The organism is Pseudomonas sp. BNK-30, assembly GCF_047456185.1.
In the GTDB taxonomy this organism is placed as follows: Bacteria; Pseudomonadota; Gammaproteobacteria; order Pseudomonadales; family Pseudomonadaceae; genus Aquipseudomonas; species Aquipseudomonas putida_E.
The window spans coordinates 2,552,703-2,574,639 of sequence record NZ_CP179904.1; the positions used below are offsets into that span (position 1 = coordinate 2,552,703).

A 21,937-nucleotide genomic window follows, 5' to 3' on the forward strand; every position below is an offset into this window, starting at 1 on the left:
TGGTTGTAGAGAAATATCCGCAGGCTGTGGCCAGTGGCGGCACAGCCCGCCCCGGCCCTCAGCGTTTGTAAGCCTGCAGGCCCGGCTTGATGGACTTGTCGTCGAGGAACTGCTTCATGCCCTGCTCGCGACCGCCCTCGGTGTCCAGCAGGCGGGACTGGTCGAGTTTGGCGTAGAGGTAGTCTTCGTTCTGCTCCCAGGTCAGTTCGCGGCAACGCTTGAAGCCGTTCTTGGCTGCACGCAGCACCACTGGGTTCTTCTCCAGCAGGTTCAGCGCCAGCTCGCGGGTCGTCTCGCGCAGCTGGGCCAGCGGTACGCTCTCGTTGACCAGGCCCATCTCGGCGGCTTTGGTACCGCCGAAGGTCTTGCCGGTCATGATGTAGTACAGCGACTGGCGATGGCCAACGGTATCGGCCATCGCCTTGCTGACCAGGTTGCCGGGCGGGATGCCCCAGTTGATTTCCGACAGGCCGAAGGTGGCCTCGTCGGCGCAGATGGCCAGGTCGCAGGCCACCAGCGGGCTGAAACCGCCGCCGAAGCACCAGCCGTTGACCATGGCGATGGTCGGCTTGGCGTACATGCGCAGCAGCTTCCATTGCCATTGCGAGGCTTCACGGCGGATTTTTTCCTGAAGGATTTCGGGGCCGGCGTCGACCTCGCGGAAGTATTCCTTGAGGTCCATACCTGCAGTCCACGACTCACCGGCCCCGGTCAGCACCAGCACGCCGGCGTCGGCGTCCTGCTCCAGGGTTTCCAGCACGTCGACCATTTCCCGGTTCAGGGTGGGGCTCATGGCATTGCGTTTTTCCGGGCGGTTGAGGGTTACCCAGGCGATGCCCGACTCCAGTTCGACCTTCACGGTGGTCCAGCGGCCTTCGTATTTGCTCATGGTTCTGCACTCTTGTTGTTCGAGGTGGTGACCATCAAACTAATCCGGCAAATTAGTTATGTCAATTAACTATTATGAAAATTATCTTTGCCTTCCAGCCGGTTGAGAAGCTTTTTAGCCTGAGCTTCACTAGCCGGATTGAGCCAGCGCAGGCAAACTGGGTAACTTTCTTACTCATGACACAGGAGCATGCAATCCGATGGCAAGGTCTGCCCGAACCGACGACACCGCTTCCCTGCCCACGCCCCCTGGCGACACGGTCCTTGAGGACCTGCTCGGTTACGCGTTGCGCCGCGCCCAGCTGAAGCTGTTCCAGCACCTGATCAGCCGGCTGGCGGCCTACGACCTGCGCCCGGCGCAGTTCTCTGCGCTGGCGATCATCGAGCAGAACCCGGGCCTGATGCAGGCGGACCTGGCGCGCGCCTTGGCGATCGAGCCGCCGCAGGTGGTGCCGCTGCTGAACAAACTGGAAGAGCGTGCGCTGGCCGTGCGAGTGCGGTGCAAGCCGGACAAGCGCTCTTACGGGATTTTCTTGAGCAAGTCGGGCGAAGCGATGCTCAAGGAGCTCAAACAGATCGCCAGCGACAGCGATCGGGAGGCTACTGGCAGCCTTGAAGAAGCCGAGCGCACAGAACTGCTGCGGCTGCTGACGAAAATTTACAAGGAATAGGGCCATTCATCCCCAATCCGCCAAATGGATCCATTAAGCGTACGATAATCGCACAGCCTCCAATTTTTGTTGGGATTAACCATTGACCAGCCTTTCAGCTCAGGCCTTAATGGATCCATTAAATAACAACAACAATTGGAGGTCCTTCATGTACCCGAAAAACACCTGGTACGTCGCCTGCACCCCTGACGAAATCGCCGAGAAGCCCTTGGGCCGGCAGATTTGCGGGGAGAAGATCGTGTTCTACCGTGGTAACGAAAACCGCGTCGCCGCCGTAGAAGACTTTTGCCCGCACCGCGGCGCGCCCTTGTCGCTGGGCTTTGTCGAAAACGGCAACCTGGTGTGCGGCTACCACGGGCTGGTCATGGGCTGTGATGGCAAAGCCGTCGCCATGCCTGGCCAACGGGTGCGGGGCTTCCCCTGCAACAAGGCCTTCGCCGTGGTCGAGCGCCATGGCTTCATCTGGGTCTGGCCCGGTGACCAAACCCAGGCTGACCCGGCCCTGATCCCGCACCTGCCGTGGGCGGCCAGCGACGAATGGGCCTATGGCGGCGGGTTGTTCCACATCGGTTGCGATTACCGCCTGATGATCGACAACCTCATGGACCTCACCCATGAAACCTATGTGCACGCCTCCAGCATCGGCCAGAAGGAAATCGACGAGGCGCCCCCGGCCACCACGGTGAGCGGCGACGAAGTGGTCACCGCCCGGCACATGGAAAACATCATGCCGCCGCCCTTCTGGCGCATGGCCCTGCGCGGCAACGGCCTGGCCGATGACGTGCCGGTGGACCGCTGGCAGATCTGCCGCTTCACCCCGCCCAGCCATGTACTGATCGAGGTGGGCGTGGCCCATGCAGGCCACGGCGGCTACCACGCCCCGGCCGAGCACAAGGCCTCGAGCATCGTGGTCGATTTCATCACCCCCGAGAGCGACACCTCGATCTGGTACTTCTGGGGCATGGCGCGCAATTTTGCCGCCCACGATCAGGCCCTGACCGCGAGCATCCGCGAAGGCCAGGGCAAGATTTTCAGCGAAGACCTGGAAATGCTCGAACGCCAGCAGCAGAACCTGCTCGCCTACCCCGAGCGCAACCTGCTCAAGCTCAACATCGACGCCGGCGGCGTACAGGCGCGCAAGGTGCTGGAGCGGCTGATCGCCAAAGAGCACGCGCCCAAACCGCACGTGATCGCCACCCACACCACCCCCGCCTGAGGAGCCCGCGCCATGATCGATGCCGTAGTGGTATCCCGCAACGACGAAGCCCAGGGCATCTGCAGCTTCGAGCTGGCGGCCGCCGATGGCAGCCCACTGCCGCCCTTCAGCGCCGGCGCGCACATCGATGTGCACCTGCCGGACGGGCTGGTGCGCCAGTATTCCCTGTGCAACCACCCAGCAGAACGCCACCGCTACCTGATCGGCGTGCTCAACGACCCCGCCTCACGCGGCGGTTCGCGCAGCCTTCACGAGCAGGTGCAGGCTGGCCACCGCCTGCGCATCAGCGCCCCACGCAACCTGTTCCCGCTGGCCCAGGGCGCCCGGCGCAGCCTGCTGTTCGCCGGTGGCATCGGCATAACGCCCCTGCTGTGCATGGCGGAGCAACTGGCCTGCAACGGCGACGATTTCGAATTGCACTACTGTGCACGCTCCAGCGACCGCGCAGCCTTTGTCGAGCGCCTGAGCGCCGCACCCTTCGCTGACCGCCTGTTCGTACATTTTGACGAGCAGCCGGAGACCGCCCTGGACATCGCCCAAGTGCTGGGCAGCCCGCAGGGCGATGTGCACCTTTACGTGTGCGGGCCTGGCGGCTTCATGCAGCACGTGCTGGACACTGCCAAGCAGTTGGGGTGGCAGCAGGCCAACCTGCACCGCGAGTACTTCGCCGCAGCGCCGGTTGCAAACAGCGACGACGGCAGCTTCTCGGTGCAGGTAGGCAGCACCGGCCAAGTGTTCGAGGTGCCGGCCGACCAGAGCGTGGTGCAGGTGCTGGAACGCCACGGCATCGAGATCGCCGTCTCCTGTGAACAGGGTATTTGCGGCACCTGCCTGACGCGTGTGCTGCAGGGCACGCCAGAGCACCGCGACCTGTTCCTCACCGAGCAGGAACAGGCCCTGAACGACCAATTCACGCCGTGCTGTTCGCGGGCGAAGACGCCCCTGCTGGTACTGGACCTGTAAAACGCCTCAGGACGGGGGCAGGATCACCTTCATGCCCTCGTCCGCCGTGGCCGCGCCAAAGGTTTCGGCATAGCGCAACGTGGCATTGGCATGTTCGCGCATGATCGCCTCGGCGCGGGCACCCTGGCCGTGGGTGAGCGCATCGAACACCGCATGGTGCTGCATGTGCGCGAAGTTGAAGCGCCGGAATTCACGGGCGAGGTCGTGACGGTCCACCGCCAGCGCAGTGACCGAAGCGAACGGCAAGTGGTCGTTGCGCGCCAGGGCATCGGCGATGGCCGGGTTGTGGCTGGCCTCGACGATCACCTGGTGAAAGCGCATGTTCAGGTCGTGATAGGCGTGCAAGTCCTCTTCGGTCACATACCCCTTGTCGAACAACAGGTCGCCTTCGACCAGGCAGCGCTGCAGCGCCTCGCGCGCCGCGGGCAGCAGGCCGCGCTCAGCGGCCTGGCGGGCAGCCAGGCCTTCGAGCACACCGCGCACCTCCACCGCGCCGGCAATGTCGTCGGCGCTGACCGAACGCACCTGGAAGCCACGGCCGCCGCAACGCACCAGCAAGCCCTCCTGCTCCAGGGTACGAAACGCCATGCGTACGGGCATGCGTGAGACGCCGAACCGTTCGGCGGTAGGCACTTCCATCAGCCGCGCGCCAGCCGCCAGTTCGCCCGAGGCGATCATCTTGCGCAACGCGATCAGCACCATTTGACCGGGCTTGCTCATCCAGGGAGGTTCCAGAGACAGAAGCGTGCATCTTACCGCAAGCGCGGGCGCGCTTGGCGCTCTGTGACACCTGCCCTGTTCAGGCTACGATGATACTTCGTCCTTCGGAGCCCAGCAGCGCCATGCCCAGAACGAGCAAAGTCAGCGACCCGTCCTACGAGTTGATGGACGATCACGAGGGCGACTCTCTGATCTACCGCCAGCATGGCTTTCCCAGCCCGCTGGTGCGCTGGCATTTCCACAAGGAATACGAACTGCACCTGATCGTGGCCAGCGCCGGCAAAGTGTTCATCGGCGACTACATCGGCAGCTTCGCGCCGAACACGCTTTTCCTCACAGGGCCCAACCTGCCGCACAACTGGATCAGCCAGGCCGGCCCTGGGGAGGTATTCAGCCAGCGCGACATGCTGGTCAATTTCACGGACGAGGTGCTGCACAGCGGCAGCCGGGCATTTTCTGAACTGCACCAGCTCAGCCCGTTGCTGGCCCGCGCACACTACGGCATCGAGTTCCGTGACCCCGCGCTGATCGCCGAGAGCCGCCGATTGTTGCAACGCATCGCGCACAGCCGCGGCATGACCCGCCTTGGATACTTTTTTATCCTCATGGAACAGCTGGCCGGCTGCGAGGACTACCAGTTGTTGTCCACGGTCACCTCCTCGCACCTGGCTGACGAGCACAACGTCGAGCGCATCAACCGGGCGGTGAACTACATCTTCCAGCACTACGCCCAGGACTTGACCCAGAACGAAGTGGCCGAGCACCTGGGCATGACCCCCACCTACTTCTCACGCTTCTTCAAACAGGCGGCCGGGCGCGGTTTTGTCGAGTTCGTCAACCGCCTGCGGGTCAGCAAGGCCTGCGAACTGCTGGCCAAAAGCGACCTGCCGGTGACCGGGGTGTGCTTCGAATCAGGCTTCAGCAACCTGTCCAATTTCAACCGGCGCTTTCAACAGCTCAAAGGCATGACCCCCTCCGACTATCGCAGCCTGGTGATCCAGCGGCTGACCGAGCAGAACCATCACTGAGCGCAACAACTGCAAAAAAGTATCAGCCAGCGTGCAGCCCAAGCTTTGTGGGCTGCGCCACGCGGGGGTGTAATCAGCGCCAGCGACACAAAAATAATAATGTCTTCCGTGCCGTCAGCCGGCCCGGTAAGGGAGTTCATAGATGAACGACGCGATCAAGGCCTGCCTGGCCGCTGCCTGCCTCAGCCTGCCGCTAATGGCCCAGGGCGCCGAAACGCTGACCATCGCCACGGTCAACAACAACGACATGATCCGCATGCAGCGCCTGGCCAAGGTGTTCGAAGAGCAGCACCCGGACATCAGGCTCAAGTGGGTCGTGCTTGAAGAGAACGTGCTGCGCCAGCGCCTGACTACCGACATCGCCACCCAAGGCGGGCAGTTCGACGTACTGACCATCGGCATGTACGAAGCCGCACTGTGGGGCGCCAAAGGCTGGCTGGAGCCGATGAAGGACCTGCCGGCCGATTACAACCTCGACGACGTGTTCCCGTCTGTGCGCAATGGCTTGTCGGCCAACGGCACGCTGTACGCCCTGCCCTTCTACGCCGAGGCCTCGATCACCTACTACCGCAAGGACCTGTTCCAGAACGCTGGGCTGAGCATGCCCGAGCAACCGACCTGGACCCAGCTGGGTGAATTTGCCGCCAAACTCCACCACCCCGACCAGGGCCAGTACGGCATCTGCCTGCGCGGCAAGGCCGGCTGGGGCGAGAACATGGCGCTGATCGGCACCGTGGCCAATGCCTTTGGCGCACGCTGGTTCAACGAACAGTGGCAGCCGGAATTCACCGGCAGCGCGTGGAAGAACGCGCTGAACTTCTACGTCGACACCCTGAAGCAGTACGGCCCGCCAGGCGCGTCGAGCAACGGCTTCAACGAAAACCTGGCACTGTTCAACAGCGGCAAGTGCGCGATGTGGGTCGATGCCAGCGTTGCCGGCTCGTTCGTCACCGACAAGACCCAGAGCAAGGTCGCCGACCAGGTCGGCTTCACCTTTGCGCCAAAAGAGGTCACCGACAAGGGCGCCTCGTGGCTGTATTCCTGGGCGCTGGCCATCCCCAGCAGCTCCAAGGCCAAGGACGCGGCGAAGGCCTTCAGCACCTGGGCCACGTCTGAAGCCTACGGCAAACTGGTGGCCGACAAGGAAGGCGTGGCCAACGTGCCACCAGGCACCCGCGCCTCTACCTACAGCGACGCCTACCTGGCCGCAGCGCCGTTCGCCAAGGTGACGCTGGAGTCGCTCAAGCGCGTTGACCCCAACCACCCCACGCTCAAGCCCGTGCCGTACGTGGGTATTCAGTTGGTGACCATTCCCGAGTTCCAGGCCATTGGGACGCAGGTCGGCAAGCTGTTCTCCGCCGCCCTGACCGGGCAGATGAAGGTCGACCAGGTGCTTGCCGCCGCCCAGCAGTCCACCGAACGCGAGATGAAGCGCGCCGGTTATCCCAAGTAGCCCACCCGTGGCCTGAGCCGCGCCAACGCCTGGCGCGGTGACGGCTGCCGTCCGCCCTTTTCGCTGCACACGGAGTCGCCATGGACACTTCGGCCCTCGATACCCCGACCCTCGCCACCGCACGCCCCGGCAAACGCCGCGTCGGGCCGGGCTGGTTCCTGGTCAGCCCTTCGGTGGCGCTGCTGCTGTTGTGGATGGTCGTACCCTTGGGCATGACCCTGTATTTTTCGCTGATCCGCTACAACCTGCTGTACCCGGGCGAAAATGCGTACGTAGGCCTGGAGAACTTCGCGTACTTCGTCACCGACCCAGGCTTCATGCCCGGCGCCCTGAACACCCTGACCCTGGTCGGCAGCGTGCTGGCGATCAGCGTGGTGTTCGGCGTGCTCATCGCGGCGCTGCTGGAGGCCGGCGAGTTCTGGGGGCGCGGCGTGGTGCGGGTGCTGCTGATTTCACCGTTCTTCATCATGCCCACGGTCAGCGCGCTGCTGTGGAAGAACCTGATATTGCACCCGGTGTCGGGCATTCTCGCGGCCGTGTGGCGGCTGTTCGGCGCGCAGCCGGTGGACTGGCTGGCGCACTACCCGCTGCTCTCGATCATCCTGATCGTCTCCTGGCAGTGGCTGCCGTTCGCCATCCTGATCCTGATGACCGCCATGCAGTCGCAGGACCTGGAACAGAAAGAAGCCGCGCGCCTGGACGGCGCCGGTCCGCTGGCGATCTTCTGGCACCTGACCCTGCCGCACCTGGCCCGCCCGATTGCCGTGGTGGTGATGATCGAGACCATCTTCCTGCTGTCGGTGTTCGCCGAAATCTTCACCACCACCAGCGGCGGCCCGGGCTATGCGTCCACCAACCTCGCCTACCTGATCTACAACCAGGCGCTGCTGCAGTTCGACGTCGGCATGGCCTCGGCCGGCGGCCTGATCGCCGTGCTGATCGCCAACATCGCCGCCATCGTGCTGATACGGATGATCGGCAAGAACCTGACCGAGCGCCGCTGAGGAGCCCGCCATGCTGCCACTCAAGCAAACCCGCCGCCTGCGCGACGCATTGATCGGCCTGCTGTGCTGGGGCATCGCCCTGGTGATCTTCTTCCCGATCTTCTGGATGCTGCTGACCAGCTTCAAGACCGAGCTCGACGCCTTCGCCACACCGCCACAGTTCATCTTCGCGCCAACGCTGGAGAACTACCTGCACATCAACGAGCGCAGCGACTACTTCGCCTACGCCTGGAATTCGGTGCTGATCGCCTTCTCGGCGACCGCGCTGTGCATGCTTGTCGCTGTGCCGGCGGCCTACTCCATGGCCTTTTTCGAAACCCGCCATACCAAGCGCACGCTGCTGTGGATGCTGTCGACCAAGATGTTGCCACCGGTGGGCGTGCTGATGCCGATCTACCTGCTGGCCAAACAGTTCGGCCTGCTCGACTCGCGCCTGGCGCTGATCATCGTCTACACCCTGATCAACCTGCCGATCGTGGTGTGGATGGTGTACACCTACTTCAAGGACATCCCGGTGGACATCCTTGAAGCCGCGCGCCTGGACGGTGCCGGCACCTGGCAGGAAATCGTCCGCGTGTTGCTGCCGATCGCTCGCGGCGGGCTGGCCTCGACCGTGCTGCTGTCGTTGATCCTGTGCTGGAACGAGGCGTTCTGGTCGCTCAACCTGACCTCTTCGGCTGCCGCCCCACTGACCGCGCTGGTGGCCTCCTACTCAAGCCCGGAGGGGCTGTTCTGGGCCAAGCTCTCGGCCGTCTCGACCCTGGCCTGCGCGCCCATCCTGATTTTCGGCTGGATCAGCCAGAAGCAGCTGGTGCGCGGCCTTTCGTTCGGCGCCGTGAAATGAACCGCCCCCCACACGACACCTGCTCAATCACCCCTATTGCGGGCCGCCGCAGAGGACATTCGCCATGGCTGACCTGAAGATCCGCAACCTGCACAAAGGCTTCGATGGCCACGCCATCATCAAGGGCATCGACCTGGAGGTGCGCGACCGTGAGTTCGTGGTGTTCGTCGGCCCGTCCGGGTGTGGCAAGTCGACACTGCTGCGGCTGATCGCCGGCCTTGAGGAGGTCAGCGGCGGCCACATCACCCTGGACGGCGTCGACATCACTGACACCGCCCCGGCCAAACGCGACCTGGCCATGGTGTTCCAGACCTACGCGCTCTACCCGCACATGACCGTACGCAAGAACCTGTCGTTCGCCCTGGACCTGGCCGGCGTGGACAAGCGTGAGGTGCAGGCCAAAGTCGACAACGCCGCGCGCATCCTAGAACTGCAACCGCTGCTTGAACGCAAACCCCGCCAACTGTCTGGCGGCCAGCGCCAGCGGGTGGCGATCGGCCGGGCGATCGTGCGCAACCCAAAGATTTTCCTGTTCGACGAGCCGCTGTCTAACCTTGACGCCGCCCTGCGCGTGCAGATGCGCCTGGAGCTTGCGCGCCTGCACCAGGAGCTGGCTGCAACCATGATCTACGTGACCCACGACCAGGTCGAAGCGATGACCCTGGCCGACAAGGTGGTGGTGCTCAACGGCGGGCGCATCGAGCAGGTCGGCTCGCCGCTGGAGCTGTACCACCACCCGGCCAACCTGTTCGTCGCAGGCTTTCTCGGCACCCCGAAAATGGGCTTTTTGCGCGGCCACGTGAGCCACAGCCAGGGCACCTCGTGCGAGGTCACCCTTGAATGCGGCGCCCGTGTCAGCCTGGCACTGTGCACAGACGGCCTGCCCGCTGGCAGCCCCGTGACGCTGGGCATCCGCCCGGAGCACCTGAACATCGCCAGCGCCGGGCACGGCACACCCGGCTTGCTGCAGGTGACCGCCGACGTCAGTGAGCGCCTGGGCAGTGACAGCTACTGCCATGTACGTGCCGGCTCCGGGGAAATGCTCACCGTACGGGTGCGCGGCGACTTTGCGCCGGCCTTCGGCGAGCCCCTGGAACTGGCCTTCGACCCAGGCCACTGCCACCTGTTCGACAGCAACGGCCAAGCCCTGGACAAACGCCTGCAGCAAGCGGCCTGAGGACGTACACGATGAAACTCGACCCGCACCACCTCGACCTGCTGGCGCCCACGGTCGCCCGCCCTTCCTACGCGCCCTCGCAGCTGCGCCAGGGCATCGTGCACATTGGCGTAGGTGGGTTTCACCGTGCCCATCAGGCGGCCTACACCGACGCCCTGATGAACCGCGGCGAAGGCCTGGACTGGGCCATCTGCGGCGCCGGCCTGCGCAGCGAAGACCGCGCCATGCGCGACGCCCTGGCGGCGCAGGGCTACCTGTACACCCTGTTCGTGCTGGACGACCGACCCGACACCGAAGTGCGGGTGATCGGTGCCCTCAATGACATGCTCTTGGCCGAGGACGATGCCCAAGCGCTGCTGGCCAAACTGGCCGAGCCCGGCGTCCGCATCGTCTCGCTGACCATCACCGAAGGCGGCTACTGCATCGACGACAGCACCGGCGAGTTTCGCGCCGACCTGGCGCAGGTCCGGCACGATCTGGCCAACCCGCAGGCCCCGCAAGGCGTGTTCGGCTTTCTCTGCGAAGCCCTGCGGCGGCGCCGCGAGGCCGGCGTGGGGCCGTTCACGGTGATGTCCTGCGACAACCTTCCGCACAATGGCGCGGTCGCGCGCAAGGCCCTGCTGGCCTTTGCCCGGCTGCTCGACCCGGACCTGGCCCACTGGATAGGCGAGCACGTGAGCTTCCCCAACGCCATGGTCGACCGCATCACGCCAATGACCAGCAGCGACCACCGCCAACGACTGTTCGAGCGCCACGGCGTCGAGGATGCCTGGCCGGTGGTGTGCGAGCCGTTCCTGCAGTGGGTGGTGGAAGACAAATTCGTAGCCGGGCGCCCGGCGTGGGAAAAGGTCGGTGTGCAGTTCACCGACGACGTCACGCCCTATGAAGAAATGAAAATCAAGCTGCTCAACGGCAGCCACCTGGCACTGACCTACCTGGGCTTCCTGCAGGGCTACCGCCTGGTCCACGAAACCCTTGCCGACCCACTGCTGCGCCGCTACATGCGCACGTTCATGGACCTGGACGTGACCCCGCAACTTGCCCCGGCGCCGGGCATCGACCTGGAACGCTACAAGGACAGCCTCACCGAGCGCTTCGCCAACCGCGCCATCGCCGACCAGCTGGAGCGGGTGTGCTCGGACGGCTCATCGAAGTTTCCCAAGTACATCGTCCCCACCGCCAACCAGCTGATTGCCGAGGGCCAGCCGCTGGACCGCGTGGCCCTGGTGGCAGCGGCCTGGGCCCTGTACCTGGGTGGGGTAGACGAACAGGGCAGCGCCTATGCCATCCCCGACCCACGCGCGGGCCAGTGCCAGGCACGGGTGGTGCAGCGTGACGGGCTGGCTGCCCGGGTGCTGGGCGACGAAACGATATTTGGCACGGTCATCCCCGCCTCCGGTGCCTTCGTCAGCGCTTTCGAGCGCCTGTATGACAGCCTGTGTGAGGTTGGCGTGAGCGAGACGCTGCGCCGAGTGCTTGGCGACTGACCTGGAGCACACGCAATGGACGGACTGTTTCTCGGCATTGATTGCGGTACCCAAGGTACCAAGGCGCTGGTGCTGGACGCCGGCAGTGGCCGGGTGCTGGGCCTTGGTAGTGCCGCGCACGCGCCTGCACGGGGCCGCGACGGGCGCCGCGAGCAGGACCCGGCCGACTGGCTCGCCGCCCTGCACACGGCAGTCGCTGGCGCGCTGCATGAGGCCGGCGTCGATGGCCAGGCCATCCGTGCGCTGGCGGTATCCGGCCAGCAGCATGGCCTGGTGATGCTGGACGCCCAAGGCCAGGTACTGCGCCCGGCCAAGCTCTGGTGCGACACCGAAACCACGGCAGAAAACCAGGCACTGCTGAACGCGCTCGGCGGCCCGCAAGGCTCGATCGAACGCCTGGGGCTGGTGATTGCGCCGGGCTATACCGTATCCAAGCTGCTGTGGAGCAAACGGCACTTCCCCGACCTGTTCGCCCGCCTGGCCCATGTGCTGCTGCCCCACGATTACCTCAATTACTGGCTGACAGGCCGCGCCTGCAGCGAGCCGGGCGATGCGTCTGGCACCGGTTACTACAACGTGCACCACAACAGCTGGGCAACCGATGTGCTGCAACACATCGAACCGGGCGAGCGCCTGCTGGCGGCACTGCCCGAGCTGCTCGCCCCTGGCGACTGCGTCGGCCCGCTGCGCGAGCAGGCCGCCGCAGGCCTGGGGCTGAACCCTCACGCCTGGGTGGCCACCGGCGGCGGCGACAACATGCTCAGCGCCATCGGTACCGGCAATATCAGCCCTGGCATGATCACCCTCAGCCTGGGCACCTCGGGTACCCTGGCAGCTTACGCCGACCATGCCCAGTTCAACCCCAAGGGTGAGGTGGCGAACTTCTGCGCCTCCAGCGGTGGCTGGCTGCCCTTGGTCTGCACGATGAACCTGACCAACGCCTGCGCGCTGGTACGTGACCTGCTGGAGCTGGACCTCACCCGCTTCACGGCCCTCGCCGCCCAAGCCCCGGTCGGTGCCGAAGGCCTGTTGATGCTGCCATTCTTCGATGGCGAACGGGTACCCGCGCTGCCCACTGCCAGCGCCAGCCTGCATGGCATGACCAGCGCCAACCTGACACGCGCCAACCTGTGCCGGGCCGTGCTCGAAGGCACTTGCTTCAGCCTGCGCTATGGCCTGGACCTGCTGCACGCCAGCGGCCTGCAGGGCAGCGAAATCCGCCTGGTGGGCGGAGCGGCAAAAAGCGAGCTGTGGCGCCAGGTACTGGCCAATCTGCTCGGCCTGCCGGTGGTGTGCCCGCGCCAGACCGAAGCCGCCGCGCTGGGGGCGGCAATTCAGGCTGCCTGGAGCCTTGGCCGCCAACTGGGCCACGGCGACAGCCTGCAGGCCCTGTGCGAACGCTGCGTCGAGCTGGACGAAAGCACCCGCACCCTGCCACGTCTGGCGCAGCAGGCCGCCTATGGTGTGGCCTACAGACGCTACCTGGATCACCTGCCTGCGCATTGATCGCGGTACTGTCCTTACGCTTTTCTGTTTGGGAGAACTTCATGTATTTGGTATGTGGCGAGGCATTGTTCGATGTGTTCAGCCTGGAAAACAGCACGCGCAGCGCAGAACTGGGCTTTACCGCGATTGCCGGCGGTTCGCCGTTCAACGTCGCCGTCGGCCTGCGCAGGCTGGGCGTTGCCGCAGGGTTGTTCGGCGGGCTGTCCAGCGACCACCTCGGCGCACGGCTGCGCCGGGTACTGGAGGAAGAAGGCGTAAATTGCCAGCACCTGGTGACCAGCGATGCACCCACCACCCTGGCCATGGTCGGCCTGGATGCCAACGGCTCGGCGCAGTACCAGTTCCGCGGCGAAGGCTGCGCCGACCGGCAGGTGCGGCTTGAGCATCTGCCGGTACTGGATGAGCGCGTGCGCGGGCTGCACGTGGGATCGTACACACTGGTGGTGACACCCGTGGCCGACACGTTGCTGGCACTGGTGGAACGCGAACGCGACCAGCGGCTGATCAGCCTGGACCCGAACGTACGCCTGAATCCGCAGCCTGATGTGGCGCTGTGGCGCAGGCGCGTTGAAGCGTTTGCTGCGCATGCACATTTGATCAAGGCCAGCGAGGAAGACCTGCAGGTGCTGTACCCGGGGCGCGACGCTGGCGAGGTAGCCCGTGGCTGGTTGAACGAGCGCTGCCGGCTGGTGTTCGTGACCCACGGGGCTGAGGGTGCCAGCGTGCATTGTGCGCACGGGTCGTGGCACCGGCCGGCGGACAGCTCACTGCCGGTTCGCGACACCGTGGGGGCCGGGGATACGTTCCAGGCGGCCGTGCTGGCCTGCCTGGCTCGGCTGGGTGCGGACAGCCCGATGGGTGTGGCGATGCTGGCGCGCGAGACGGTCGATGCGATGCTGGCCTACGCCATTGGGGCGGCGGCGGTGACCTGTTCCAGGGCCGGGCCGGACCTGCCGTTTGCAGGCGAGCTTTCGTGCATGCCACAGGCCAGCGGTACATCGGGCTGATTGCGGATCAGGGTTTGTGCTGCTTCATCGTTTGCCGATGCAGGGCAATGAACGGCGCCTCCGCCGGGTCGATGCGGTCCATTTTCGCGGCGATGCGATGCCAGTACGGATACTGCGGCGCGATCCGCGTCACCCGCTCGATCTGTTCAAGGTCTTGGCCTGTCAGCACCAGCTCCACCGCCTGCAGGTTGTCGTGCAACTGCTCGGCCGTGCGCCCGGCCGTGATGACACTGGTGATGCCTGGTCGGTCCTTGAGCCAGGCCAGGCACACCCGCGCCGGTGAGCAGCCATGCCGGCGCCCCACCTCGATCAGCGCCTCGATGATGTCGTAGGCCCGCTCCTTGTCATGCACGTAGGGTTCCGGCCAATCGTTGCCTTGGCGGGTACCGGCCGGCGTCTGTTGCCCGCGCCGCACCTTGCCGGTCAGCAAGCCCTCCCCCAGCGGCCCCCACACCAGCGTGGCAAGGCCCTGGTCGAGTGCCATCGGCAGCAGTTCGTACTCCGCTTCACGGGCTTCGGGGGTGTAGTAGATCTGCTGGGAAACCGGCTGCTGCCAGCCGTTGAGCCGAGCACTGCCGAGGGTTTTCATCATCTGCCAGGCGGTGTAGTTGGACGTGCCGAAGTAACGCACCTTGCCGCTTTGCACCAAGTGCTCAAGGGCGGCCAAGGTCTCTTCCACAGGCGTGATGCCGTCCCAGTTGTGGATCTGATAGAGGTCGATATGGTCGGTGCCCAAGCGCTTGAGGCTGGCCTCGCAGGCACGGATCAGGTGATAGCGCGAGGCGCCGCTGTCGTTGGGGTTGTCCCCCATCGGGCTGCGCGCCTTGGTGGCGAGGATGACCGACTGGCGCCGCTCACCCAGCGCCTGGCCGACGATTTCTTCGGCCAGGCCGTGGGAGTACAGGTCTGCCGTGTCGACCAGGTTGACCCCGGCGTCGAAGGCCATGTCGAACATGCGCCGGGCCAGTGCCACGTCCACGCTGCCGGTTTTCTCGAATGCGCCACGCCCGCCGAACGGGACCGTGCCGACCACCAGTTCAGAAACCAGCAGGCCAGTGTTGCCGAGTGCGCGGTACTTCATGGGTAGTGCCTCCAAATGCGAACGACTTGGAAGTACCGACGGGATGGATTGCTGAAACGTTCAATCTGATTGGTTACCCTTAAGCGTTTCAGGGCTGCTACGCAGCCCATCGCCGGCAAGCCGGCTCCTACACGGACCGCGCAGTTCAGGAGGCCTGCGCTGGACTGTGGGAGCTGGCTTGCCGGCGATGGGCCGCAAAGCGGGCCCAAATCGCTTAACGTCCAGGATTCACTCAGCGCCAGACGGGATACCGGGGCCGACGTACCGTCAGCTCTCATCTAGCAAAAAAGGCATAAAAAGCTGCATTGAAATTGCCAATCGTGCTGATGCGCAGGATCAATTTAGGAGGGCATCCCACGCTCATTATCCTCTGCGGGCGCATTCAAAAACGCCCGATTGAGCCTATGGAGCTTCTCGATGACCCCTGTGCTAAAGCATTTCCAACCCGGCCGCCTGCTGGTTGCAGCAAGCCTGGCCGCCAGCCTGCTGACGATGTCCGTCCAGGCCGCGACCCTGACCCGCGACAGCGGTGCACCGGTTGGTGACAACCAGAATTCGCAAACGGCCGGCGCCAACGGCGCGGTGCTGCTGCAAGACGCCAACCTGCTGCAGAAGCTGCAGCGCTTCGACCGCGAACGCATTCCAGAGCGGGTGGTGCACGCCCGTGGTACCGGGGTGCACGGTGAGTTCACCGCCAGCGCCGACATCAGCGACCTGAGCATCGCCAAAGTCTTCCGCCCAGGTGAGAAAACGCCGGTGTTCGTGCGCTTTTCTGCCGTGGTGCACGGCAACCACTCGCCCGAAACCCTGCGTGACCCACGCGGCTTCGCCACCAAGTTCTACACCGCAGACGGCAACTGGGACCTGGTAGGCAACAACTTCCCGACCTTCTTCATCCGCGACGCCATCAAGTTCCCGGACATGGTGCACGCGTTCAAGCCTGACCCACGCACCAACCTCGATGACGACTCCCGCCGCTTCGACTTCTTCTCCCACGTACCAGAAGCCACCCGCACCTTGACGCTGCTGTACTCCAACGAGGGTACCCCGGCCAGCTACCGCGAAATGGACGGCAACAGCGTGCACGCCTACAAGCTGGTCAACAGCGAAGGCCAAGTGCACTACGTGAAGTTCCACTGGAAGAGCCTGCAAGGCCAGAAAAACCTTGACCCCAAACAAGTCGAGCAGGTCCAGGGCCGTGATTACAGCCACATGACCAACGACCTGGTCAGCGCGATCAAGGACGGCAAGTTCCCCAAATGGGACCTGTACATCCAGGTGCTCAAGCCCGAAGACCTGGCCACGTTCGACTTCGACCCGCTCGATGCCACCAAGATCTGGCCGAACGTGCCAGAGCGCAAGATCGGCCAGATGGTGCTGAACCGCAACGTCGACAACTTCTTCCAGGAAACCGAGCAGGTCGCCATGGCGCCGTCCAACCTGGTGCCAGGTATCGAACCGTCTGAAGACCGCCTGCTGCAAGGACGCCTGTTCGCCTATGCCGACACCCAGATGTACCGCATTGGCGCCAACGGCCTGAGCTTGCCGGTCAACCAGCCGCGCATCCCGGTCAATAACGTCAACCAGGATGGCCAGGCCAACGCGGGCCACACCACCACGGGGGTCAACTACCAGCCAAGCCGCCTGCAGCCGCGTGAAGAACAGACCAGCGCCCGCTATGTGCCGACCGCGCTGGTGGGCAGCACCCAGCAGGCGAAGATCCAGCGCGAGCAGAACTTCAAGCAGACCGGCGAGCTGTTCCGCTCCTACAACAAGAAGGAACAGACCGACCTGATCAACAGCCTGGGCCAGGCCCTGGCAGTGACTGACGAGGAAAGCCGCTACATCATGCTGTCGTTCTTCTACAAGGCCGATAGCGACTACGGTGCAGGCCTGGCCAAAGTGGCCAAGGCAGACCTCAAGCGCGTTCAGCAGCTGGCAGCGAAGCTGCAGGACTGAGTGCCATGACTGAGCGGGCCGACGGCCCGCTCTTCGTTTATACGCAGGTAAACACCATGCACAAATGGATGATGGCAGCCGTGTGTGGCTTGCTGATTCTCACCGCCCAGGCACAAGAGCCGCTGCCGCCCCAAGGGCAAGACACCAACACCGAGCAGCGGTTGCGCGACTACTTCTTCGGGGCCGCACGCCGCGGGGATGAAGCAATGCTCAAGACATTCATCCAGGCGGGCTACAACCTGGATACCCCTGATGAAAAGGGCTACACCGGCCTTATTCTGGCGGCCTACCACGGCCAGCAAGCAGCCGTGGAACAACTGCTGGCGGCCGGCGCCGACCCATGCGCCCAGGACAAGCGGGGCAACACCGCACTGATGGGGGCGATATTCAAAGGCGAGGTGCGCATTGCCAGGCGGCTGATCGACGCCACGTGCAACCCTGACCAGCGCAATGGCGCGGGACAGACGGCCGCCATGTATGCGGCCATGTTTCAGCGCAAGGAATTGCTCGACGCGCTGACCACCCATGGCGCCGATATCGAAGCAACAGATGCACTGGGCAACAGCGTGCAAAGCCTGCAACAGGGTGAGCTCAACGGCGTATCGGCGCAACGCTGAGGGCTGCGCATTCTGCAATGCCACCTGCCAGCACACCGCCAGGGAGCTGCGATAAGAAAATTGGATATTGCGTAAGATAATTCCGCTACTCGGTCGCCGGGAAAGCGCCAAACTGACCGACGTCGCCCGTTGAGCGCGCTCCAGGCCCCCAGTCCGGCTCAGGCATGCTAGGTGATCACCTGGCGGATACAAGCCATCAGCGCGGCCGCCGCCGGTGACTGCAGGCAGCCACTGCGCTGCATGAGGCCGATGGCGCGGGCAGTACCGGGCAGTGCCAGCGGCAGGCGTTGCAGCTCGCCGCTGGCAATCTCGTAAGCCAACTGGTGCGCAGACACCGCCGCCAGCATGTCTGAACGCACCAGCAGGCCACGGATAACCGCCAGATCAGCACTTTCCACCACCGGCCACGGTGCTGCCAGGCCTGCAGCGGCGAAGCAGTTGTCGAGCAGCCCGCGCGCCGGCGAACCGGCCCGCGGCAACACCCAGCGCGCCTGGTGCACGCCCTTGAGCGTCAGGTGTGTGTGCAGCAACGGGTGCCCCCGGCGGGCCAGCAGCACCATTTCCTCTTTGATGAGCGGCTCGCCCACCAGGTCGCTGGCATAGTCGTGAGGCCGCAAGGCGCCCAGCACGAAGTCCACATCCCCCACCCGCAATTCGGTTGCCAGCAGGTCGAACGGGCTTTCGTTGGTCACCACCCGGACCTGTGGATGCTGGGCGGTAAAACGCAAAATGGCCTCCGGCAGAATGCGCGAGCGGCCCAACGGCAACGCGCCGACATGCACCACCCCGCGCAGGGTGCCTTGCATCGCACTCAGGTCACTGTCCATGTGGCGCAACTCGTTCAGCGCCCGGCGGATGGGGAAAAGAATGTCCCGGCTGGCCACAGTGGGCTGCAGGCCGCGCGACGTGCGCACGAACAAGGGCTGCCCGCACCCGCCTTCGAGCACTTTCAACGCAGCACTGACGGCCGGCTGGCTAAGGCCGAAGTGCCGCGCCACGGTTTGCATGTGCCGTGTTTCACAGAGTTTCACGAACACCTGCAGGCGCCGCGCCTGAAACAGATACAGGGGCTCGCCCTGCGCGGTGCCCAGCAACCCCGGCACACCGTCCAGTTCCGCCAGCACCCGCTGTGCACGCGGCAGCAGGCATTCGCCATAGTCGGTCAGGCGCATGCCATTGGCATGGCGCTCGAACAGCGGGACAGCCAACCGCGCCTCCAGCTCGGCGATGGCGCGGGTGACCACGGACTGAGCACGGAACAACACCTGCGTTGCCCGCGAAACGCTGCCCAACTCGGCGACCCGGATGAACGCACGTACTTGCATCAGGTTGGGCAGTTCGACGTCGATCATAAGGCTTCCCCGGCGCTCGGCTCGTGACTGGGGCGACTATGCCCCTACCCCGCTTGCCAGGCAATAAATAAAACGCATAGCCGTTGCAAGTGAACGCATTAGTGCAGTGCGCAGGCCGATGACATCCTGCGTCAACCCCCACTGCAGGAGCCTACGAACAATGAATACCCCACAAAAAGCCGCCCTGGTGGTCAGTGCACATTCGGCCGACTTTGTCTGGCGTGCCGGTGGCGCCATTGCGCTGCACGCTGAGCAAGGCTATGCCATGCACGTGGTTTGCCTGTCGTTCGGTGAGCGTGGCGAGTCTGCCAAACTGTGGCGCAAGGGTGAAATGACCGAAGCCAAGGTCAAGGACGCACGCCGTGAGGAAGCCATGGCGGCGGCCGAAATCCTCGGCGCCAGCGTGGAGTTCTTCGATATCGGTGACTACCCGATGCGCGCCGACAAGGACACCCTGTTCCGCCTGGCCGATGTGTATCGCCGGGTACAACCGGAGTTCGTGCTCAGCCATTCGTTGAAAGACCCCTACAACTACGACCACCCGCTGGCCATGAACCTGGCCCAGGAAGCCCGCATCATCGCCCAGGCCGAAGGCTACAAGCCGGGCGAGAAGATCGTTGGTGCACCGACCGTGTACGCCTTTGAGCCGCACCAGCCCGAGCAGTGCGAATGGCGCCCGGACACCTTCCTGGACATCACCCCGGTGTGGGACAAAAAGTTTGCCGCCATCCAGTGCATGGCCGGCCAGGAACACCTCTGGGAGTACTACACCCGCGTGGCCCTGCAGCGCGGCGTGCAGGCCAAGCGTAACGTGGGCATCACCAGCGCACGCAACATCGTCTACGCCGAAGGCCTGCAGAGCGTGTTCCCACGGGTGACGGAGAACCTGGCATGAGCGGGCTGATCGGAAAGACCGGCATCGTGGTACGTAATATCCCGCGCGTCGAGCAGGAACTGATCGATGCCTTGGGCCGGCTGGGCGTGGCCACGGTGCATGAGGCCCAAGGTCGCAAAGGGCTGCTCAGTACCGCCGTGCGCCCCATCCAGCAAGGTGTGGCAGTGGCCGGCAGCGCGGTTACGGTGCTGGTGGCCCCTGGCGACAACTGGATGTTCCATGTGGCCGTGGAGCAGTGCCGGCCGGGCGATGTACTGGTGGTGGCGCCCAGCTCGCCGTGCAGCGATGGCTATTTCGGCGACCTGCTGGCGACCTCGCTGCAGGCCCGCGGCGTGCGCGGCCTGGTGATCGACGCGGGCGTGCGCGACAGCCAGACCCTGCGCGACATGGGCTTTGCCGTGTGGTCGCGCGCCATCAACGCCCAAGGCACGGTGAAGGAAGTGCTGGGTTCGGTGAACCTGCCGCTGCTGTGCGCCGGGCAGCTCGTCAATGCCGGCGACATCGTGGTTGCCGATGACGACGGCGTCGTGGTGGTGCGCCATGGCGAAGCCCAGGGGGTACTCGAAGCCGCCACCCAACGCGCCGACCTGGAAGAACGCAAACGCCTGCGCTTGGCCGCCGGCGAGCTTGGCCTGGACATTTACGAGATGCGCCCGCGCCTGGCAGCCAAGGGCCTGCGTTATGTCGAGCACCTCACTGACCTGGAAGGCTGAACATGGGCCAGACCCGCATACCTTGCCTGCTGATGCGTGGCGGCACCTCCAAGGGTGCCTATTTTCTGCATGACGACCTGCCCGCCCCTGGCCCGCTGCGTGACCGCGTGCTGTTGGCGGTGATGGGCTCGCCCGATGCCCGGCAGATCGACGGGATTGGCGGCGCCGACTCGCTCACCAGCAAAGTCGCCATCATCCGCGCCTCGCAGCGCGAGGACGTCGACGTCGACTACCTGTTCGCGCAGGTGGTAGTGGACGAAGCGCGGGTGGACTACGGGCAGAACTGCGGCAACATCCTGGCCGGCGTCGGGCCCTTCGCCATCGAGCGCGGCCTAGTGGCCGCCAGCGGCGCGAGCACACCGGTGCGTATATTCATGGAAAACACCGGGCAGCTCGCCGTGGCCCAGGTGCCGACCACCGATGGCCAGGTGGAGTATGCCGGCGATACCCGTATCGATGGCGTGCCGGGCCGGGCGGCGGCGCTGGTGGTGACGTTTGCCGACGTGGCCGGCGCCAGCTGTGGAGCCCTGCTGCCGACCAGCAGCAGCCGCGACCGGGTCGATGGCGTGGAAGTGACCTGCATCGACAACGGCATGCCGGTGGTGCTGCTGCGTGCCGAAGACCTTGGCGTGACCGGCTACGAGCCGTGCGAAACGCTGGATGCCGACAGTGCACTGAAAACGCGCCTTGAAGCCATCCGCCTGCAGCTGGGCCCACGCATGAACCTGGGTGATGTCAGCCAGCGCAATGTGCCAAAGATGTGCCTGCTGTCGGCACCGCGCAACGGCGGCACGGTCAACACCCGCTCGTTCATTCCGCACCGTTGCCATGCGTCCATCGGGGTGTTTGGCGCGGTGAGTGTCGCCACGGCCTGTTTGATCGAAGGGTCGGTTGCACAGGGGCTTGCCAGCACGTGCGGCGGTGATATCCAGCGTTTGGCGGTGGAGCATCCTAGCGGCGAATTTACAGTGGAGATCAGCTTGGAACGTGGCGTGATCACGGGGTGCGGGTTGGTGAGGACGGCGCGTTTGCTGTTTGATGGGGTTGTGTGTGTTGGTCGGGATGTATGGGGTGGGCCGCAGCAGTGATTGCCACAGTTTCTTCAGCACCCTTGAGGTCGAGCGCCGCCCGCGCGGCGCATCAAAAACTCAAGAAAAAAACTGCTTCGGTTGCATAACTGAAGATTTTTGCATCCTCGGCAAGAAAATTTCGCCACACTGGTCAGAACTGAAGAAAAACCCAAGCACAGATTTCGAACGTTGCGAGCCCACCTCACATGCCCTGTGGAAAGTGAAGAAAAAAACGGCATAATCGCGAAATCTGAAGATTTTGTGAGCTGACTTAAAAAAAACACAG

General features: G+C 64.5%; 21 protein-coding genes. 17 read left to right on the forward strand and 4 right to left on the reverse strand.

Annotation, left to right across the window (positions count from 1 at the left end; genetic code table 11):
- Positions 1–58 precede the first annotated feature (58 nt).
- Positions 59–889 (reverse strand): p-hydroxycinnamoyl CoA hydratase/lyase, encoded by an 831-nt coding sequence (locus ACMGGN_RS11925; protein WP_039604652.1) that lies wholly within the window; start codon positions 887–889, stop codon positions 59–61.
- A gap of 199 nt (positions 890–1,088) precedes the next feature.
- On the opposite strand from ACMGGN_RS11925, the gene ACMGGN_RS11930 reads away from it, so the two are divergent.
- The 3 genes from ACMGGN_RS11930 (at position 1,089) to ACMGGN_RS11940 (ending at position 3,738) form a co-directional block, all read left to right on the forward strand.
- Positions 1,089–1,559: a MarR family winged helix-turn-helix transcriptional regulator gene (locus ACMGGN_RS11930; RefSeq protein ID WP_046785644.1), complete on the forward strand. Its 471-nt coding sequence runs from the start codon at positions 1,089–1,091 to the stop codon at positions 1,557–1,559.
- A 148-nt stretch (positions 1,560–1,707) separates the two neighbouring features.
- A complete protein-coding gene (locus ACMGGN_RS11935; RefSeq protein WP_204917673.1) occupies positions 1,708–2,775 on the forward strand; it encodes an aromatic ring-hydroxylating oxygenase subunit alpha in 1,068 nt (355 codons plus the stop codon).
- Between the two features lie 12 nt (positions 2,776–2,787).
- On the forward strand, positions 2,788–3,738 hold the full coding sequence (locus tag ACMGGN_RS11940; protein ID WP_204917671.1) for a PDR/VanB family oxidoreductase: 951 nt from the start codon (positions 2,788–2,790) through the stop codon (positions 3,736–3,738).
- Between the two features lie 6 nt (positions 3,739–3,744).
- On the opposite strand, the gene ACMGGN_RS11945 is transcribed toward ACMGGN_RS11940, so the two are convergent.
- A complete protein-coding gene (locus ACMGGN_RS11945; RefSeq protein ID WP_115275204.1) occupies positions 3,745–4,458 on the reverse strand; it encodes a GntR family transcriptional regulator in 714 nt (237 codons plus the stop codon).
- Between the two features lie 122 nt (positions 4,459–4,580).
- On the opposite strand from ACMGGN_RS11945, the gene ACMGGN_RS11950 reads away from it, so the two are divergent.
- From ACMGGN_RS11950 to ACMGGN_RS11985, 8 genes are all read left to right on the forward strand, one after another.
- Positions 4,581–5,486 carry an AraC family transcriptional regulator gene (locus ACMGGN_RS11950; RefSeq protein WP_046785648.1) on the forward strand — a complete coding sequence of 302 codons (906 nt, stop codon included), beginning with the start codon at positions 4,581–4,583 and terminating at the stop codon, positions 5,484–5,486.
- 142 nt (positions 5,487–5,628) lie between these two features.
- Positions 5,629–6,939: an ABC transporter substrate-binding protein gene (locus ACMGGN_RS11955; protein WP_115275206.1), complete on the forward strand. Its 1,311-nt coding sequence runs from the start codon at positions 5,629–5,631 to the stop codon at positions 6,937–6,939.
- 80 nt (positions 6,940–7,019) lie between these two features.
- Positions 7,020–7,943 carry a carbohydrate ABC transporter permease gene (locus ACMGGN_RS11960; protein WP_046785650.1) on the forward strand — a complete coding sequence of 308 codons (924 nt, stop codon included), beginning with the start codon at positions 7,020–7,022 and terminating at the stop codon, positions 7,941–7,943.
- A 10-nt stretch (positions 7,944–7,953) separates the two neighbouring features.
- Positions 7,954–8,787 (forward strand): carbohydrate ABC transporter permease, encoded by an 834-nt coding sequence (locus ACMGGN_RS11965; protein WP_012313928.1) that lies wholly within the window; start codon positions 7,954–7,956, stop codon positions 8,785–8,787.
- 64 nt (positions 8,788–8,851) lie between these two features.
- Positions 8,852–9,964, forward strand: coding sequence for an ABC transporter ATP-binding protein (locus tag ACMGGN_RS11970; protein WP_046785651.1), 1,113 nt, complete (start codon positions 8,852–8,854; stop codon positions 9,962–9,964).
- An 11-nt stretch (positions 9,965–9,975) separates the two neighbouring features.
- On the forward strand, positions 9,976–11,451 hold the full coding sequence (locus tag ACMGGN_RS11975; RefSeq protein WP_414156799.1) for a mannitol dehydrogenase family protein: 1,476 nt from the start codon (positions 9,976–9,978) through the stop codon (positions 11,449–11,451).
- Between the two features lie 15 nt (positions 11,452–11,466).
- On the forward strand, positions 11,467–12,957 hold the full coding sequence (xylB, locus tag ACMGGN_RS11980) for a xylulokinase (protein ID WP_174141719.1): 1,491 nt from the start codon (positions 11,467–11,469) through the stop codon (positions 12,955–12,957).
- A 41-nt stretch (positions 12,958–12,998) separates the two neighbouring features.
- The gene (locus tag ACMGGN_RS11985; protein WP_281868700.1) at positions 12,999–13,964 is read left to right on the forward strand and encodes a carbohydrate kinase family protein; all 966 of its coding nucleotides are present in this window, start codon (positions 12,999–13,001) and stop codon (positions 13,962–13,964) included.
- Between the two features lie 7 nt (positions 13,965–13,971).
- Here ACMGGN_RS11985 and ACMGGN_RS11990 read toward each other — a convergent pair whose 3' ends face one another.
- Positions 13,972–15,045, reverse strand: coding sequence for an aldo/keto reductase (locus ACMGGN_RS11990; RefSeq protein WP_115275212.1), 1,074 nt, complete (start codon positions 15,043–15,045; stop codon positions 13,972–13,974).
- A gap of 417 nt (positions 15,046–15,462) precedes the next feature.
- On the opposite strand from ACMGGN_RS11990, the gene katB reads away from it, so the two are divergent.
- Positions 15,463–17,004, forward strand: a complete 1,542-nt coding sequence (katB, locus tag ACMGGN_RS11995) for a catalase KatB (protein WP_174141715.1) — start codon at positions 15,463–15,465, stop codon at positions 17,002–17,004.
- 56 nt (positions 17,005–17,060) lie between these two features.
- Complete coding sequence (locus tag ACMGGN_RS12000) at positions 17,061–17,621, forward strand: ankyrin repeat domain-containing protein (RefSeq protein ID WP_174141713.1); 561 nt, start codon at positions 17,061–17,063, stop codon at positions 17,619–17,621.
- 167 nt (positions 17,622–17,788) lie between these two features.
- Here the strand turns inward: ACMGGN_RS12000 and ACMGGN_RS12005 are convergent, their stop codons facing one another.
- The gene (locus ACMGGN_RS12005) at positions 17,789–18,973 is read right to left on the reverse strand and encodes a LysR family transcriptional regulator (RefSeq protein WP_115275215.1); all 1,185 of its coding nucleotides are present in this window, start codon (positions 18,971–18,973) and stop codon (positions 17,789–17,791) included.
- Positions 18,974–19,091: 118 nt separating this feature from the next.
- On the opposite strand from ACMGGN_RS12005, the gene galB reads away from it, so the two are divergent.
- From galB to ACMGGN_RS12025, 4 genes are read left to right on the forward strand one after another with little or no spacing between them, the layout of a single operon-like run.
- On the forward strand, positions 19,092–19,868 hold the full coding sequence (galB, locus tag ACMGGN_RS12010) for a 4-oxalmesaconate hydratase (protein ID WP_414156800.1): 777 nt from the start codon (positions 19,092–19,094) through the stop codon (positions 19,866–19,868).
- Positions 19,865–20,581, forward strand: a complete 717-nt coding sequence (locus ACMGGN_RS12015; protein WP_115275217.1) for a 4-carboxy-4-hydroxy-2-oxoadipate aldolase/oxaloacetate decarboxylase — start codon at positions 19,865–19,867, stop codon at positions 20,579–20,581. Before galB ends, ACMGGN_RS12015 begins: the two co-directional genes overlap by 4 nt.
- A gap of 2 nt (positions 20,582–20,583) precedes the next feature.
- Positions 20,584–21,669, forward strand: a complete 1,086-nt coding sequence (locus ACMGGN_RS12020) for a 4-oxalomesaconate tautomerase (RefSeq protein ID WP_115275218.1) — start codon at positions 20,584–20,586, stop codon at positions 21,667–21,669.
- Positions 21,653–21,892 carry a hypothetical protein gene (locus ACMGGN_RS12025; RefSeq protein ID WP_148708313.1) on the forward strand — a complete coding sequence of 80 codons (240 nt, stop codon included), beginning with the start codon at positions 21,653–21,655 and terminating at the stop codon, positions 21,890–21,892. Before ACMGGN_RS12020 ends, ACMGGN_RS12025 begins: the two co-directional genes overlap by 17 nt.
- Positions 21,893–21,937: the final 45 nt, after the last annotated feature.

What these genes read in the sequence shown, in the direction of transcription:
- ACMGGN_RS11925 (WP_039604652.1), bottom strand. Translation starts at nt 889, where the DNA reads ATGAGCAAATACGAAGGCCGCTGGACCACCGTGAAGGTCGAACTGGAG.
- ACMGGN_RS11930 (WP_046785644.1), top strand. Translation starts at nt 1,089, where the DNA reads ATGGCAAGGTCTGCCCGAACCGACGACACCGCTTCCCTGCCCACGCCC.
- ACMGGN_RS11935 (WP_204917673.1), top strand. Translation starts at nt 1,708, where the DNA reads ATGTACCCGAAAAACACCTGGTACGTCGCCTGCACCCCTGACGAAATC.
- ACMGGN_RS11940 (WP_204917671.1), top strand. Translation starts at nt 2,788, where the DNA reads ATGATCGATGCCGTAGTGGTATCCCGCAACGACGAAGCCCAGGGCATC.
- ACMGGN_RS11945 (WP_115275204.1), bottom strand. Translation starts at nt 4,458, where the DNA reads ATGAGCAAGCCCGGTCAAATGGTGCTGATCGCGTTGCGCAAGATGATC.
- ACMGGN_RS11950 (WP_046785648.1), top strand. Translation starts at nt 4,581, where the DNA reads ATGCCCAGAACGAGCAAAGTCAGCGACCCGTCCTACGAGTTGATGGAC.
- ACMGGN_RS11955 (WP_115275206.1), top strand. Translation starts at nt 5,629, where the DNA reads ATGAACGACGCGATCAAGGCCTGCCTGGCCGCTGCCTGCCTCAGCCTG.
- ACMGGN_RS11960 (WP_046785650.1), top strand. Translation starts at nt 7,020, where the DNA reads ATGGACACTTCGGCCCTCGATACCCCGACCCTCGCCACCGCACGCCCC.
- ACMGGN_RS11965 (WP_012313928.1), top strand. Translation starts at nt 7,954, where the DNA reads ATGCTGCCACTCAAGCAAACCCGCCGCCTGCGCGACGCATTGATCGGC.
- ACMGGN_RS11970 (WP_046785651.1), top strand. Translation starts at nt 8,852, where the DNA reads ATGGCTGACCTGAAGATCCGCAACCTGCACAAAGGCTTCGATGGCCAC.
- ACMGGN_RS11975 (WP_414156799.1), top strand. Translation starts at nt 9,976, where the DNA reads ATGAAACTCGACCCGCACCACCTCGACCTGCTGGCGCCCACGGTCGCC.
- xylB (WP_174141719.1), top strand. Translation starts at nt 11,467, where the DNA reads ATGGACGGACTGTTTCTCGGCATTGATTGCGGTACCCAAGGTACCAAG.
- ACMGGN_RS11985 (WP_281868700.1), top strand. Translation starts at nt 12,999, where the DNA reads ATGTATTTGGTATGTGGCGAGGCATTGTTCGATGTGTTCAGCCTGGAA.
- ACMGGN_RS11990 (WP_115275212.1), bottom strand. Translation starts at nt 15,045, where the DNA reads ATGAAGTACCGCGCACTCGGCAACACTGGCCTGCTGGTTTCTGAACTG.
- katB (WP_174141715.1), top strand. Translation starts at nt 15,463, where the DNA reads ATGACCCCTGTGCTAAAGCATTTCCAACCCGGCCGCCTGCTGGTTGCA.
- ACMGGN_RS12000 (WP_174141713.1), top strand. Translation starts at nt 17,061, where the DNA reads ATGCACAAATGGATGATGGCAGCCGTGTGTGGCTTGCTGATTCTCACC.
- ACMGGN_RS12005 (WP_115275215.1), bottom strand. Translation starts at nt 18,973, where the DNA reads ATGATCGACGTCGAACTGCCCAACCTGATGCAAGTACGTGCGTTCATC.
- galB (WP_414156800.1), top strand. Translation starts at nt 19,092, where the DNA reads ATGACATCCTGCGTCAACCCCCACTGCAGGAGCCTACGAACAATGAAT.
- ACMGGN_RS12015 (WP_115275217.1), top strand. Translation starts at nt 19,865, where the DNA reads ATGAGCGGGCTGATCGGAAAGACCGGCATCGTGGTACGTAATATCCCG.
- ACMGGN_RS12020 (WP_115275218.1), top strand. Translation starts at nt 20,584, where the DNA reads ATGGGCCAGACCCGCATACCTTGCCTGCTGATGCGTGGCGGCACCTCC.